Below are 14,714 nucleotides of genomic sequence, written 5' to 3'. Positions count from 1 at the left end.
CCAATACTGAGACATGACGACGGATTTGTCTCACGCGCCGCGCTTTGAGTTGGCCAACGCCGACAGCTGGGCCGACCCCTGGCCGATGTACCGCGCGCTGCGCGACCACGACCCGGTCCATCACGTCGTCCCCGAAGACCGCCCGGGCGATGACTACTACGTGCTGTCCCGGCACGACGACATCTTCGCCGCCGCCCGCGACCACGAGACGTTCTCCTCCGCCCAGGGCCTGACGATCAACTATCGCGAGCTGGAACTCATTGGGCTGCAGGACAATCCGCCGATGGTGATGCAGGATCCGCCGGCGCACACCGCGTTCCGGCGACTCGTCTCACGCGGGTTCACCCCGCGCCAGGTGCAGGCCGTCGAACCCAAGGTAAGGGCGTTCGTGGTGGCGCGCCTGGAGCGGTTGCGCGAGGCCGGCGGCGGCGACATCGTCGCCGAGCTGTTCAAACCGCTGCCCTCGATGGTCGTCGCGCACTACCTCGGCGTGCCGGAGGAAGATCAGGGCCGGTTCGACGGCTGGACCGAGGCGATCGTCGCGGCGAACACCTCGACCGGGGGCCTGGGCTCCGCGTTGGACACCCTCGGCGTCGCGCTCGGCGAGATGATGGGCTATTTCACCGATCTGATCGCGCGCCGCCGCACCGAACCCGGCGACGACACCGTCTCGCACCTGGTGGCCGGCGGCATCGGCGCCGACGACGCGGACCTGGCCGGCAACCTGGCCATCCTGGCGTTCGCCTTCACCATGGTCACCGGCGGCAACGACACCACCACCGGGATGCTCGGCGGCACCGTGCAGTTGCTGCACCGCTACCCCGACCAGCGTCGCCTGCTGGCCGAGAACCCCGCTCTGATCACCGAATCCATCGAGGAGTTCCTGCGGCTGACCTCCCCGGTGCAGGGCCTGGCCCGCACCGCCACCCGGGACGTCACCATCGGGGACACCGTCATCCCGGCCGGGCGCAAGGCGCTGCTGCTCTACGGCTCGGGCAACCGGGACGAACGCCAATACGGCCCGAACGCCGGGGAACTGGACATCACCCGCAATCCCCGCAACATCCTGACCTTCAGCCACGGCGCGCACCACTGCCTGGGCGCGGCGGCCGCACGGATGCAGTCGCGCGTCGCGCTGACCGAACTGCTGGCCCGCTGCCCGGACTTCGCCGTCGACGAGTCGGGCATCACCTGGGCCGGCGGCGGCTACGTCCGCCGCCCGCTGTCGGTGCCGTTCACGGTGCGCTAGATGGCCCGCGGCGACTGGCTCTCGGGCAGCCGCGGCGAGCTGGCCGCCGACCGCATTCTCGATGCCGCCGGGCAACTGTTCGCCCGGCAGAGCCCGGCGTCGGTCGGCATGAACGACATCGCCCGGGCGGCGGGCTGCTCCCGGGCGACCCTGTACCGCTACTTCGACAGCCGGGAGGCGCTGCACGCCGGCTACGTCCACCGTCAGGCCCGGCTGGTGCACGCCCAACTCGGCGCGCAGCTGGCCGGCATCGACGATCCCCGCCGACGGCTGGTCGACGGGTTCTGCCACACCCTACAGCTGGTCCGCGCCGATCCGGCGCTGCGGTCCTGGTTCGGGGCCGACGCTCCCCCGCTGGGCGCCGAGCTGGCCGGGCGCTCGGAAGTGATCACCACCCTGGTGGCCGCGTTCCTGTCCTCGCTCGACGGCACCTCACTCGACGGCGCAGAGTCCACCGCCGAGCGCCGGGCCCGTTGGCTGGTGCGCGCGCTGACATCGCTGCTGAGCTTCCCGGGCACCGGTCCCGAGGACGAGCGGGCCATGGTGCAGGAGTTCCTGGTGCCCGTCCTGTTACCGGCCAGCGCGCAACCAGGACCGCGACACCCCGGAAAATCTGTACCTGGATGAGCGCTCGCGGGCCGGCAGGGTCGGCGGCTCGTCGCGCACCCGGGTCAGCCGGTGCAGCAGCCAGGACACCGGGACACTGAGCACCATGGTCCAGAAGAACAGCAGCCAGCCCGACCCGGTGTAGACCGGCTTCTGCAGGATCTCGACCATCGCGACTTCCATCAGCACCAGGTGCACCAGGAACAGCTCGTAGGAGATCTCACCGAGCCACACCATCGGCCGCGACCCCATCGCCGCCGCGTACCAGCCCCGGTTCCCCAACGCCAGCGGGGCGATCAGCAGCACCGCGATGACCGCGTAGAAGCCGGTCTTGATCAGCGCCTCGTAGAGCAGTTTGGGCGAGGTCGTCGGCTCACCGGCGATCGGCGTGGCGACGATCAGCAGGCACAGCAACGCCGGCGCAAGGGCGGTGAATCCGTAGATCTGGACCCGCATTTGGGCCAGCACCGTCAACGCCATGCCGCCCAGAAACCACACCGCGTAGGTCGGCGGCCACAGCCGCGCGGCCTCGGGCAGCCAGTCCACGGTGTGAAACAGCACGATCCAGATCGGCGAGACCAGCGACAGCGCGGCCAACCCGCCGAGCAGCCGGTAGGGCCGCCACTGCCGGCGGCACAGCAGCACCATCAACACGTAGGCGATTGCCGGCAGCAGAATGTAGAAGCCGACCTCGACGGCCAGGCTCCACATCTGGGTCATGCCCTGATGCAGGTAGTCGAAGTAGTTCTCGGTGTAGATCTGGGTGAGGGTCAGGTTGCGCAGCAGCCCGATCCAGGTGTGCCCGGGATTGGGCTGCACATCCCGGAAGTGATAGACGATGTAGGCGCCCAGCACGGTCACCACGTACGGCGGCATGATGCGGCGCACCCGGTGCCAGGCGTAACGCCGCAGCGACGGGTCGGGTCCGCCGGTCGCGGCGGCCTTCACCCACGGCCGGAACAACAGGTAGCCCGACAGCGCAAAGAAGATCGGCACACCGATCTCGAACCGGGACAGCATCAGTCCCTGATAGTTGTTGGTGTAGTGACCGGTGGTGTACGCGGCGTGGGTGGCGACCACCAGCACCGCCGCCAGCGCGCGCACACCGGTCAGCGAGGCGACCCGCCGTGAGGTTGCTGCCGTCATCTAGGGCTTCTTGTGCTTGGGCTTCTTGTCCGGCTTAGCGCCCTTGTTCCAGTCCGACTTGCCGAATTCCTTGCCGCCCTTACCGAAATCCGACCGGCCACCCTTGTCGAAGTCGGGCTTTGCGCTCTTGGGGTAACCACGCTTGCCCGGCTTGCCATCGCGGTCGCGGTCGCGGCTCGGGCTCCAGTCCGAGCCCCGCTCCCCGCGGCCCGCGCCGCGGTCGTAGTCCCGGCCCGCCCCGCGATCCTTCTTCCAGCCACCGCGCTGGTCCCGGTCGCCCTTGCGGCCCTCCCGGTCACCGCGATCACCGCGGCCGCCACCGGAGTCGAGCCGCAGGTTGATCGGCAGGCCCTGGATCTTGGTGTGCTGCAGCGCCTTCCAGGCGTCCGGCGGCAGCTGCGGGGGCAGTTCCACCAGGGAGAAGTCCAACCGGATGCTGATGTGCCCAAAGTCGCTGCGATGCAGGCCGCCCTCGTTGGCGATGGCGCCGACGATCGCGCCGGGCACCACCTTGTGCCGCTTACCGACATCGATGCGGTAGGTCGCGAAGCCCTCGCCGGCCCGGCGCAGCGGGCCGCGTTCCTCGCGGTCCCGGCGATCGCGTCCGCGACGCTCCTCGCGCACCGGCTCCGGCGCCATTAGGAATTCGCCACCGTCGCGGGTCTGCAGCGCCAGCGCCGCGGCAATGTCGGCCATCGGGACGTCGTTGTCACGCTCGTAGTCCTCGATGAGCCGGCGGAACATCTCCAGCCCCGGGGCCGACAGCGCCGAGGTGATGGAATCGCGGAACTTCGTGACCCGCTGGGCGTTGACGTCGTCGACGGTCGGCAGCTCGGCCTCGACCAGGGTGGAACGGGTCGCCTTCTCGATCGCTTTGAGCAGGTGGCGCTCACGCGGCGAGACGAACAGCACCGCGCTGCCCGAGCGCCCCGCCCGGCCGGTGCGCCCGATCCGGTGCACATAGGACTCGGTGTCGTGCGGAATGTCGTAGTTGAGCACGTGGCTGATCCGCTCGACGTCCAGCCCGCGCGCGGCGACGTCGGTGGCCACCAGGATGTCCAGGCTGCCGTCCTTGAGCGCGGCGATGGTCCGCTCCCGCATGCTCTGCGGGATGTCACCGTTGATCGCGGCGGCGGAGAAACCACGGGCCCGCAACCGATCCGCCACCTCCTCGGTGGCCTGCTTGGTCCGGACGAACACGATCATCGCCTCGAACGGCTCGGTCTCCAGGATCCGGGTGAGCGCGTCCATCTTGCGCGGCCCGGCCACCTGAATGTAGCGCTGCGAAATGTTCTCCGCGGTCGCGGTTTTCGCCTTGACCGAAACCTCGACAGCCTCGTTGAGGTACTTCGTGGTGATCTTGCGGATGCCCGACGGCATGGTCGCCGAGAACAGCGCCACCTGCTTGTACTCGGGGGTGTCGGCAAGGATGCGCTCGACGTCCTCGGCGAAACCCATCTGCAGCATCTCGTCGGCCTCGTCGAGCACCAGGTAGTCCAGGTGCGAGAGGTCCAGCGTGCCGCGCTCGAGGTGATCGATCACCCGGCCCGGGGTGCCGACGACGATCTGGGCGCCGCGGCGCAGCCCGGACAGCTGCACGGTGTAGGACGACCCACCGTAGATCGGCAGCACGGTCAGCCCGGGCAGGTGCGCGCTGTAGCGGCCGAATGCCTCGGCGACCTGCAGCGCCAGCTCCCGGGTCGGCGCCAGCACCAGCGCCTGGGTGGCCTTGGCCGACGGGTCGATCTTGGACAGGATCGGCACCGCGAACGCCGCGGTCTTGCCCGTTCCGGTCTGCGCCAGCCCGACGACGTCGCGGCCGGCCATCAGCGCCGGGATGGTGGCCGCCTGGATCGGCGACGGCGTCTCGTAGCCGACCTCCAGCAGGGACTTCAGCACCGCCGGATGGATGTTCAGGTCGGCGAAGCCGGGCTCGGTCGGTGCCGGCGGAGCGGCAACCGGTTCCGCCTCGGCGTCAGGCTCCGCCTCGGCAACCGGGGTGGGCTCGGCCACCGGTTCGGCCTCGGTCGGTGCCGGCGGGGTCGGCTCGGCCACGGGCGGGGTCGACTCGGCAACCGGGGTGGGCTCAGCCACCGGCTCGGGCTCGGCGGCGGCGGGCTCCGGTTCACTCACCGGCTCGGGCTCGGGCTCGGCGGCGGCGGGCGCGGGTTCGCTCACCCCCGCGACCGACGCGGCGGTGTCCGGCTCGGCGGCGGTCTCGAGGTCACCGGTCTGCTCCGGCTCAGCGTGGGTCATCAGGGGTGTCAGTCTACTGGCGTGGCACCGCGATCGGCCGGGGACCGCCGTGTTTGCCGGGGACCGGTAACCTGCCGTGCGTGCGCATCTCCCCCGCCGGCTCCGCGATCGCGGCGACGCTGCTGTCGATCCTGACGGCGTGCGGGTCCAGCGACTCCACCGTGGCCATCACCCCGGACGCGTCGCACACCGGCCCGGTCTCGTCGTCGGCCGCGCCCGTGGAGGCCCAGCCCGCAACCCCCGAGCCCGCCACCCCCGAGCCCGATCCGTGCCCGACCAACCTTGCCGCGCCGGCCATCGCCCGGGCGGTCTCCGAACTGCCCCGGGATCCGCGCAGCGGCCAGGCCTGGAACCCCGAGCCGATCGCCGGGAACTACAACGAGTGCGCCCAGCTGTCCGCGGTGGTCGTTCGGGCCAACACCAACGCCGCCAACCCGAACACCCGCGCGGTGCTGTTCCACCAGGGCAAATTCGTTTCCAGCGGGGCGCCGGACACCTTCGGCTTCAACGGTATCGACGAGGCTCAGAGCACCGGCGACACCGTCGCGCTGACCTATTCCAGCGGGATCCCCGGATTGTCCAGCGTGGTGAAGTTCCGCTGGAACGGCTCGGGCGTCGAATTGGTCGCCAACACTCCCTGACCTTCGCCGGCACACCCCGGAAAATCGACAGTTGTCTACTGTGACCCGGTGACCGTTTCCGTCCTGGAGCAGTTGACCGCGCTGGTCGGCGCGGCGTTTGTGTCCACCGACCCCGACGTGCTGGCCGGACGCAGCATCGACCACACCGGCCGCTACTCCGGCCGGGCCAGCGCACTGGTCCGGCCCGGCTCGGCCACCGAGGTCGCCGTCGCGCTGCGGATCTGCCGCGACGGCGGCGCGCACGTCACCGTGCAGGGCGGCCGCACCTCACTGGTCGCCGGGACGGTGCCCGAGCACGACGACGTGCTGCTGTCCACCGAGCGGCTCACCGAGATCGGCGAGGTGGACCGCACCGACCGCCGGGTGCGCGCCGGCGCCGGGGTGACCGCCGCCGACCTGCAGGCCGCCGCGCGGGCCGCCGACCTGGTCTTCGGGGTGGACCTGGCCGCCCGTGACACCGCCACCATCGGCGGGATGGCCTCCACCAACGCCGGGGGCCTGCGGACCGTGCGCTACGGCAATATGGGCGAGCAGATCCTCGGCCTGGACATCGCGCTGCCCGACGGCTCGATCCTGCACCGGCACTCCGAGGTCCGCCGCGACAACACCGGCTACGACCTCACCGCACTGTTCGTCGGCGCCGAGGGCACCCTCGGGGTGATCACCGGCCTGGACATCCGGTTGCACCCGGCCCCGGCGCACCGGGTCACCGCGATCGCCGGCTTCGATTCGCTGACCGCCCTGGTCGACGCCGGTCGGCTGCTGCGCGACGTCGAGACCATCGCCGCCCTGGAACTGATCGATCCGCGCGGCGTCGCGGTGGCCGCCGAGCGGCTCGGCGTCGCCGCCCCGGTGAGCGCGCATTGGCTGCTGCTCATCGAGTTGGCCGGCGACGACGACCAGACTGAACGGCTTGCCGACCTGCTGGAGCGGCTGCCGCTGTCGGCGGAACCCGCGGTCGGCATCGACACCGGCGACCAGCAGCGGCTGTGGCGGGTCCGCGAATCGGTCAACGAGATCCTCGGCGCCTACGGGCCGCCGCTGAAGTTCGACGTTTCACTGCCGCTGAGGCAGGTAGAACCGTTCGAGCAGGCCGCCGCCGCACTGCTGGCCGAGCACGTTCCCGGGGCCATCCCGGTGCTGTTCGGCCACGTCGGCGAGGGCAACCTGCACCTGAACGTGCTGCGCTGCCAGCCCCGCGATGAGCGGGCGCTGTACACCGCGATGATGGACCTGATCGCCGCGCATCACGGCAACGTCAGCTCCGAGCACGGGGTGGGCAGCCGCAAGCGCGAGTACCTGTCGATGGCGCGCACCGACGTCGACATCGCCGCGATGCGCACCGTCAAGGCCGCGCTGGACCCCACCGGCTACCTCAACGCCGCGGTGTTGTTCGCGCCGTAGACCGACGTACCAATCGGCGAACGGCCCGGCCATGTGCTGCCACAGCAGCACCATCGGCCACAGCAATCCCAAACGGTACGTTCGGCTACGGCAGCGCCGGAATCAATCCGGGCGGTAGTGCCGGCCGGAGGCCTGCGGATTGATCGGCGCCTCCGGGTCGTGGCCGCGGTCGTCCTCGGGCCGGACGTGCCGTCCCGGCGCGGAGTGCCGCGCCTGCGGGCGCGCCCGCTCGACCGGCTCGGCAACCGCGCGGTCGGACGCGACCGCGGTGGCGGGCCGGACGGCGGCATCCCACGGGTTGCCGAACCCGGTGAAACCGCTGTGCGGACCGAAGGTGAACCCCTCGTCCCCGTCGAGGTCGATCGGCCCGAACAGCGGATCCGGGCGGTCCGGGCGCGGGCCGGTGCCGGCAACAACGGGCACCGGGCCGGTGTCCGGATCGCCCGCGGTCTCCGGCTCGGCGGACTCCCGCACCGGAACCTGGTCAGCCCAGCTCGGCGGCTCGGCGGCCGCGCGCACCGGCACCTGATCGGCCCAGGGTTCTTCGAACCGGGGCTCGCCCGGCACCTCGATGTGCACCGGTTCCTCGGCCACCAGCGGCGGAGCGTCCTCGGCCAGTTCAGCCTCCGCCTCGGAGACCGTCTGCAACCGCGACACCGGCTCGGATTCCTCGTAGTAGACCGGGCGGGTACCCAGCAGGTACTCGACGTAGCCGTCATCGTCATCGATCCGGCTGTACTCGCCCGGCGGATGCGCCGGCTCCGGGCCGGCGTCGGGGCCGGCACCGCCGGGATCGCGCCAGAACGCGACGGCGTCCTCGAAGACCCCCAGCGGCACCAACTCGTCGGTGTCGTCGCCGGCCGCGCCGCCGACCCGCTCGACCGGACCGCGGCGCAGCACGCTGGCGCCGCCGGCCAGAAACAGCGCGGCCACCACCCCGAGCAGGCCCACCGCGGCAGGCAGCAACAGGGACTGGGAATAGGCCGTCGCGAACGGCTCCAGCAGGAATTCGGGCAGCTGGCGGACGGTGCCGTCGCCGGGGCTCGCCGGCGGGGTCCCCGGCGGCAGCTCGGCGCTGATCCGCCCGCTCAGGTACGCCGCCATCCCGGCGCTGCCGAGCACCGAGCCGACCTGCCGGGTGGCGTTGTACACCCCGGAACCGGCGCCGGCGATGTCGGTGGGCAGCCGGCGGGTGGCCGTCGCCGCCAACGGCGCCCAAATGAACGCCATCCCGACACCGAGCACGATGAACGGGATCACCAGCCGCCACACCGGGGTGGTGGCCGTCATCTCCACCGACAGCCAGGTCAGGCCGATCGCCAGGGTGGAAAAGCCGAAGCCGATCACCGGCACCGGGTGCGCCCGGTCGATGATCCGGCCGACCCACGGCGCCAGCAGGCCGCTGGCCACCGCCATCGGCGCGGTCAGCAGCGCCGAGCGGGTCGGGCTCAGGCCCATCACCTGCTGGGCATAGAAGTACACCGGCAGCACCATCCCGGTCACCGCAAACGCGATGATGGCCGCCCCGAACGCCGACACGGTGAAGTCCAGGTCGCGGAACACCCGCAGCGGGATCAGCGGCTCGTGCCGGTTGATCGACTGCCAGTAGAAGAACAGCCCCATCACCGCGACGCCACCGATGATCATCAGCCAGATCAGCGCCGACCAGTTCTGAATCTGGCCCTCCTGCAGGCCGAACACCACCAGGAACATGCCGATGCCGGACAGCACCACGCCGAGGATGTCGAAGCGGTGCTGCTCGGTCGGCAGCGTCGGGATCAGCCAGGCGCCGACGATCAGGCCGAGCACACCGATCGGGACGTTGACGAAGAAGATCCAGCTCCAGCCCCAGTGGTCGATGATGACGCCGCCGGCCAGCGGACCGACCAGCGTCGCCACCCCGGCGGTGGCCCCCCACACGCTCATCGCCACGCCGCGGTTGGCGGCCGGGAAGATCTTGGTGATGGTCGACAGGGTCTGCGGGGTCAGCAGCGCCGCGCCGATGCCCTGCACCACGCGGGCCGCGATCAGCATCTCGATCGACCCGGACAGCCCGCACCACAGCGACGCGGCGGTGAAGATGAACAGCCCGATCAGATACAGGTTCTTCGGCCCGAACCGGTCACCGAGCCGACCGGCGACCAGCAGCGGCACCGCGTAGGCCAGCAGGTAGGCGCTGGTGACCCAGATGATCCGGTCGTACTGCCCCTCGACGTGCAGGGCTTCCATCAGGGTGTCGTTGGCGACCGCGACAATGGTCGAGTCGACCAGGATCATGAAGAAGCCGATCATCATCGCCCACAGCGCGTGCCACGGGTTGCCCGAAGCTCGAGAGGGGATGTCAGCTCGTGAGGTCATCGCCAACTCAGGGTAGTCGGGTGCGGCCGGAGGCGGCCCGCAGCACGCGACAACCGGGTTGCGGTGCCGCCTCGATCACGTCGTCGACGACGGCGGAAACCATCGGCGACCGCCGGGCGTTGTCACCGGTTAGCCTGGGAACGCCCAGGCCACACTGCGACGGAGGCCCCATGCCCGCTGGAAAGACGCCCGCTGGAAAGACGCCCGCCGGAAAGCCCGACCACCTGCCGGCCCGCAACGGCGACGCCGCCGGCCCCGCCGAGGAGCCCGGCACGTCGGCCAAGCTGCTGTCCTATCTGCTGGAGACCAGTTCCCGGCTGCAGGGCCCGGCGATCCGCCGCTACGTGCAGCGCTTGCGCCGCAAGCGGCCGCATGCCACACCGGCCGACATCGTCAAGCGGATCCAGCGCACCTATCTGGTGACGGTGATTGCCAGCGGCGCGGCGATCGGATCGGCGGCGATCCTGCCGGGCATCGGCACGCTGACCGCGCTGGCGGCGGTCAGCGGCGAGACGGTGCTGTTCCTGGAGGCGACGACGGTGTTCGTGCTGGCGATGGCCGAGGTGTACGGCATCGAAGCCACCGACCGGGACCGCCGGCGCGCCCTGGTGCTCTACGTGCTCTCCGGCGAGGACGGCAAACACGCGGTGGCCAACGTGCTCGGCACCAGCCGAATCCGCGGCGGCTGGATGTCCGACGGCGCGGCGGCGCTTCCGCTGCCGGTGCTCGGCCAGCTCAATTCCCGGATGCTGCGGCACTTCGCCAAGAAGTGGGCGCTCAAGCGCAGCGCCCTGACGGTCGGCAAGGTGCTGCCGATGGGCATCGGCGCGGTGATCGGCGCGGTCGGAAACTGGCTGATCGGCCGCAAGTTCGTGCAGAACGCCAACGAGGCGTTCGGTCCGGCCCCGACGGTCTGGCCGTCGACGCTGCTGGAGTTGCCCGCGGCCCCAAGCAACCCCGACCCGAAACCGGCGCTGAGCCGGTAGCCCGTCGCCGACCGGGTCGCGGCGTTCGGGCAGGTCGACGGGCCCCGGCGCGGCCCCCCGGGCGGGTGCCCCCGACGGGTCCGGGCAACTGTGCGCAGTGCGGCCACCCCGACGCTGCCAAGGCGCTAGCCTTGACACCGCGACGACACGAAGTGATGACACAACATGTGCTGGGCGGCCCACCGGACCGCCTGCCACACCCCGCGATATGAATCGAGGCGAGCAGCTTCCGTGAGCAGTACAAGTTCACCTTTCGGCCAGAATGAGTGGCTGGTCGAGGAGATGTACCGCAAGTTCCGCGAGGATCCCGCCTCGGTCGATCCCAGCTGGCACGAGTTCCTGGTCGACTACAACCCCGACCCGGTGATCGACGACGCCGTGCCGCAGGCCGCACCCGCGGCCCCGGCACCCGCGGCGGCACCCGCGGCAAAGGCGCCGGCGGCAAAGGCCGCCGCGGCGAAGACCCCGGCCGTCGCTCCGCCGGCCCCGCCGTCGCGGCCGGTGCCCCCGGCCAAGACCCCGGCCAGCAGCACCGGCGCCTCGGCCCCCGACGCCGGCAAGCCCGCCCCCGCGCCGGCCCCGGCGGCCGCCGCCACCGAGGACACCAGCCAGGTGCTGCGCGGCGCCGCGGCCGCCGTCGTCAAGAACATGAACAACTCGCTGACGGTGCCGACGGCGACCAGCGTGCGGGCGATCCCGGCCAAGCTGATGATCGACAACCGGGTCGTCATCAACAACCATCTCAAGCGCACCCGCGGCGGCAAGATCAGCTTCACCCACCTGCTCGGCTACGCGATGGTCCAGGCGGTCAAGGCGTTCCCGAACATGAACCGGCATTTCGCCGAGATCGACGGCAAGCCCAGCGCCGTCACCCCGGCCCACACCAACCTGGGCCTGGCCATCGACCTGCCGGGCAAGGACGGAAAACGAACGCTGGTCGTCGCCGCCATCAAGGGCTGCGAGACGATGAAGTTCGGCCAGTTCATCGCCGCCTACGAGGACATTGTCCGGCGGGCCCGCGACGGCAAGCTCACCGGCGATGACTTCTCCGGTGTGACGATCTCGCTGACCAACCCGGGCACCATCGGCACCGTGCACTCGGTGCCGCGGCTGATGGCCGGGCAGGGCGCGATCATCGGCGCCGGCGCGATGGAGTACCCGGCGGAGTTCCAGGGCGCCAGCGAGGAGCGCATCGCCGACCTGGGCATCGGCAAGCTGATCACCCTGACCTCGACCTACGACCACCGGATCATTCAGGGCGCGGAGTCCGGCGACTTCCTGCGCACCGTGCACCAGCTGCTGCTGTCCGACGACTTCTTCGACGAGATCTTCTACGAGCTCGGCATTCCCTACGAGCCGGTGCGCTGGCGCACCGACAACCCCGACTCGATCGCCGACAAGAACGCCCGCGTCATCGAGCTGATCGCCGCCTACCGCAACCGCGGCCACCTGATGGCCGACATCGACCCGCTGCGGCTGGACAACACCCGGTTCCGCAGCCACCCCGACCTCGACGTGCTCACCCACGGGCTCACGCTGTGGGACCTGGACCGTGAGTTCAAGGTCGACGGGTTCGCCGGCAAGCAGTACAAGAAGCTGCGCGACGTGCTTTCGGTGCTGCGCGACGCCTACTGCCGGCACATCGGCGTGGAGTACACCCACATCCTGGAGCCCGAGCAGCAGAAGTGGCTGCAGGATCGCATCGAGCGCAGGCACGACAAGCCGACCCTGGCCCAGCAGAAGTACATCCTCAGCCGGCTCAACGCCGCGGAGGCCTTCGAGACCTTCCTGCAGACTAAATACGTTGGGCAGAAACGGTTCTCGTTGGAGGGCGCGGAAACCATCATCCCGATGATGGACGCCGCGATCGACCAGTGCGCCGAGCACGCCCTCACCGAGGTCGTCATCGCCATGCCGCACCGCGGCCGGCTCAACGTGCTGGCCAACATCGTCGGCAAGCCCTACGCGCAGATCTTCGGCGAGTTCGAGGGCAACCTGAACCCGTCGCAGGCGCACGGCTCCGGCGACGTCAAGTACCACCTGGGCGCCTCGGGCACCTACATCCAGATGTTCGGCGACAACGACATCGAGGTGTCGCTGACGGCCAACCCCAGCCACCTGGAGGCCGTCGACCCGGTGCTGGAGGGGCTGGTCCGGGCCAAGCAGGACCTGCTCAACAAGGGCGACACCCCCGAGGGCTACACGGTGGTGCCGCTGATGCTGCACGGCGACGCCGCGTTCGCCGGCCAGGGCGTGGTGGCCGAGACGCTGAACCTGGCGCTGCTGCGCGGGTACCGCGTCGGCGGCACCATCCACATGGTGGTCAACAACCAGATCGGGTTCACCACCTCCCCGGAGAACTCGCGCTCCAGCGAGTACTGCACCGATGTGGCCAAGATGATCGGTGCGCCGATCTTCCACGTCAACGGCGACGACCCGGAGGCCTGCGACTGGGTCGCCCGGCTGGCCGTCGACTTCCGCCAGGCGTTCAAGAAGGACGTCGTCATCGACATGCTGTGCTACCGCCGCCGCGGGCACAACGAGGGCGACGATCCGTCGATGACCCAGCCGGCCATGTACGACGTCATCGACCGCAAGCGCGGTGTCCGCAAGCACTACACCGAGGCGCTGATCGGCCGCGGCGACATCTCCATGAAGGAAGCCGAGGTCGCGCTGCGCGACTACCAGGGCCAGCTGGAACAGGTCTTCAACCAGGTTCGTGACCTGGAGAAGTTCACCGCCGAGCCCAGTGAGTCGGTGGAGACCGAGCAGGTCATCACGCACGGGCTCAACACCGCCGTCGACAAGGCCATGCTGGCCCGGATCGGCGACGCGCACCTGGCGGTTCCCGAGGGCTTCTCGGTACATCCGCGGGTGCAGCCGGTGCTGGAGAAGCGCCGCGAGATGGCCTACGAGGGCAAGGTCGACTGGGCGTTCGGCGAGCTGCTGGCGCTCGGGTCGCTGGTCGCCGACGGCAAGCTGATCCGGATGTCGGGTCAGGACACCCGCCGCGGCACCTTCACCCAGCGGCACGCGGTGATCATCGACCGCAGGACCGGCGAGGAGTTCACCCCGCTGCAGCTGCTCGCGGTCGACGAGCAGGGCGTGCCCACCGGCGGCAAGTTGATGATCTACAACTCCGCGCTCAGCGAGTTCGCCGCGGTCGGCTTCGAATACGGCTATGCCGTCGGCAATCCCAGCGCGCTGGTGCTGTGGGAGGCGCAGTTCGGCGACTTCGTCAACGGCGCCCAGTCGGTGATCGACGAGTTCGTCAGCTCGGGCGAGGCCAAGTGGGGCCAGACCTCCGATGTGGTGCTGCTGCTGCCGCACGGACACGAGGGCCAGGGCCCCGACCACACCTCCGGGCGCATCGAGCGGTTCCTGCAGCTGTGCGCCGAGGGCTCGATGACGGTCGCGCAGCCGTCCACCCCGGCCAACTATTTCCACCTGCTGCGCCGGCACGCGCTCGGCGGCATTCACCGGCCGCTGATCGTCTTCACCCCGAAGTCGATGCTGCGCAATAAGGCCGCCGTCAGCGACGTGAAGGACTTCACCGACGTGAAGTTCCGCTCGGTGCTGGAAGAGCCCGGCTACGAGGACGGCATCGGCGACCGCAGCAAGATCACCCGGATGCTGCTGTGCTCGGGGAAGATCTACTACGACCTGGTGGCACGCAAGGCCAAGAAAAAGCGCGAGGACGTCGCCATCGTCCGGATCGAGCAGCTCTACCCGCTGCCGCCGCGGCGGCTCGGGCACGTGCTCGGGCTGTACCCGAACGTGCGGGAGTACTTCTGGGTGCAGGACGAGCCGGCCAACCAGGGCCCGTGGCCGACGTTCGGGCTGTGGCTGCCGGAACTGCTGCCGGAGCTGCTGACCGGGATCAAGCGGATCTCCCGGCGGGCGATGAGCGCACCGTCGTCGGGCTCGTCGAAGGTGCACGCCGCCGAGCAGCAGGAGATTCTCGACGCCGCTTTTGAGTGACGCCGCTTTTGAGTGACGCCGCTTTTCGAGTGAGCCTCCCCGGTGGCAGTACCGCCGGTATCGGCTAGCCTGGTCCGGCAAGTTTCC

The 14,714-nt window shown here is 70.2% G+C and carries 9 protein-coding genes; 6 read left to right on the top strand and 3 right to left on the bottom strand.

Going from position 1 to position 14,714, the window contains the following annotated elements:
- The first annotated feature begins 13 nt into the window (after positions 1-13).
- Positions 14-1,249 carry a cytochrome P450 gene (locus tag G6N10_RS19510; RefSeq protein WP_085097951.1) on the top strand — a complete coding sequence of 412 codons (1,236 nt, stop codon included), beginning with the start codon at positions 14-16 and terminating at the stop codon, positions 1,247-1,249.
- Positions 1,250-1,876: a TetR/AcrR family transcriptional regulator gene (locus G6N10_RS19505; RefSeq protein WP_085097949.1), complete on the top strand. Its 627-nt coding sequence runs from the start codon at positions 1,250-1,252 to the stop codon at positions 1,874-1,876.
- Here the strand turns inward: G6N10_RS19505 and G6N10_RS19500 are convergent.
- The gene (locus G6N10_RS19500) at positions 1,820-3,001 is read right to left on the bottom strand and encodes an acyltransferase family protein (protein WP_085097946.1); all 1,182 of its coding nucleotides are present in this window, start codon (positions 2,999-3,001) and stop codon (positions 1,820-1,822) included. The two genes, G6N10_RS19505 and G6N10_RS19500, sit on opposite strands and share 57 nt — an antisense overlap.
- On the bottom strand, positions 3,002-4,918 hold the full coding sequence (locus G6N10_RS19495; protein ID WP_109750567.1) for a DEAD/DEAH box helicase: 1,917 nt from the start codon (positions 4,916-4,918) through the stop codon (positions 3,002-3,004). It abuts the gene before it with no gap.
- A 392-nt stretch (positions 4,919-5,310) separates the two neighbouring features.
- Here G6N10_RS19495 and G6N10_RS19490 point away from each other — a divergent pair, with 392 nt between their 5' ends.
- Positions 5,311-5,898, top strand: coding sequence for an LppP/LprE family lipoprotein (locus G6N10_RS19490; RefSeq protein ID WP_085097942.1), 588 nt, complete (start codon positions 5,311-5,313; stop codon positions 5,896-5,898).
- A 48-nt stretch (positions 5,899-5,946) separates the two neighbouring features.
- Complete coding sequence (locus tag G6N10_RS19485; RefSeq protein ID WP_085097939.1) at positions 5,947-7,302, top strand: FAD-binding oxidoreductase; 1,356 nt, start codon at positions 5,947-5,949, stop codon at positions 7,300-7,302.
- A gap of 102 nt (positions 7,303-7,404) precedes the next feature.
- Here the strand turns inward: G6N10_RS19485 and G6N10_RS19480 are convergent, their stop codons facing one another.
- Entirely contained in the window at positions 7,405-9,660 is a 2,256-nt protein-coding gene (locus G6N10_RS19480; protein ID WP_179962860.1) for a DHA2 family efflux MFS transporter permease subunit, read from the bottom strand.
- A gap of 170 nt (positions 9,661-9,830) precedes the next feature.
- Between G6N10_RS19480 and G6N10_RS19475 the strand changes: the two genes are divergently transcribed.
- Entirely contained in the window at positions 9,831-10,646 is an 816-nt protein-coding gene (locus tag G6N10_RS19475) for a hypothetical protein (RefSeq protein ID WP_234810605.1), read from the top strand.
- A gap of 231 nt (positions 10,647-10,877) precedes the next feature.
- Positions 10,878-14,627: a multifunctional oxoglutarate decarboxylase/oxoglutarate dehydrogenase thiamine pyrophosphate-binding subunit/dihydrolipoyllysine-residue succinyltransferase subunit gene (locus tag G6N10_RS19470; RefSeq protein ID WP_085097932.1), complete on the top strand. Its 3,750-nt coding sequence runs from the start codon at positions 10,878-10,880 to the stop codon at positions 14,625-14,627.
- Positions 14,628-14,714 lie beyond the last annotated feature (87 nt).

This window comes from Mycolicibacterium fallax (genome assembly GCF_010726955.1).
In the GTDB taxonomy this organism is placed as follows: Bacteria; Actinomycetota; Actinomycetes; order Mycobacteriales; family Mycobacteriaceae; genus Mycobacterium; species Mycobacterium fallax.
This window is presented reverse-complemented; position numbering and strand designations above follow the sequence as displayed.

Bases quoted from the DNA above. Each gene is read 5' to 3' on its own strand.
- G6N10_RS19480 (WP_179962860.1), bottom strand. From the start codon at position 9,660: ATGACCTCACGAGCTGACATCCCCTCTCGAGCTTCGGGCAACCCGTGG.
- G6N10_RS19475 (WP_234810605.1), top strand. From the start codon at position 9,831: ATGCCCGCTGGAAAGACGCCCGCTGGAAAGACGCCCGCCGGAAAGCCC.
- G6N10_RS19510 (WP_085097951.1), top strand. From the start codon at position 14: ATGACGACGGATTTGTCTCACGCGCCGCGCTTTGAGTTGGCCAACGCC.
- G6N10_RS19505 (WP_085097949.1), top strand. From the start codon at position 1,250: ATGGCCCGCGGCGACTGGCTCTCGGGCAGCCGCGGCGAGCTGGCCGCC.
- G6N10_RS19500 (WP_085097946.1), bottom strand. From the start codon at position 3,001: ATGACGGCAGCAACCTCACGGCGGGTCGCCTCGCTGACCGGTGTGCGC.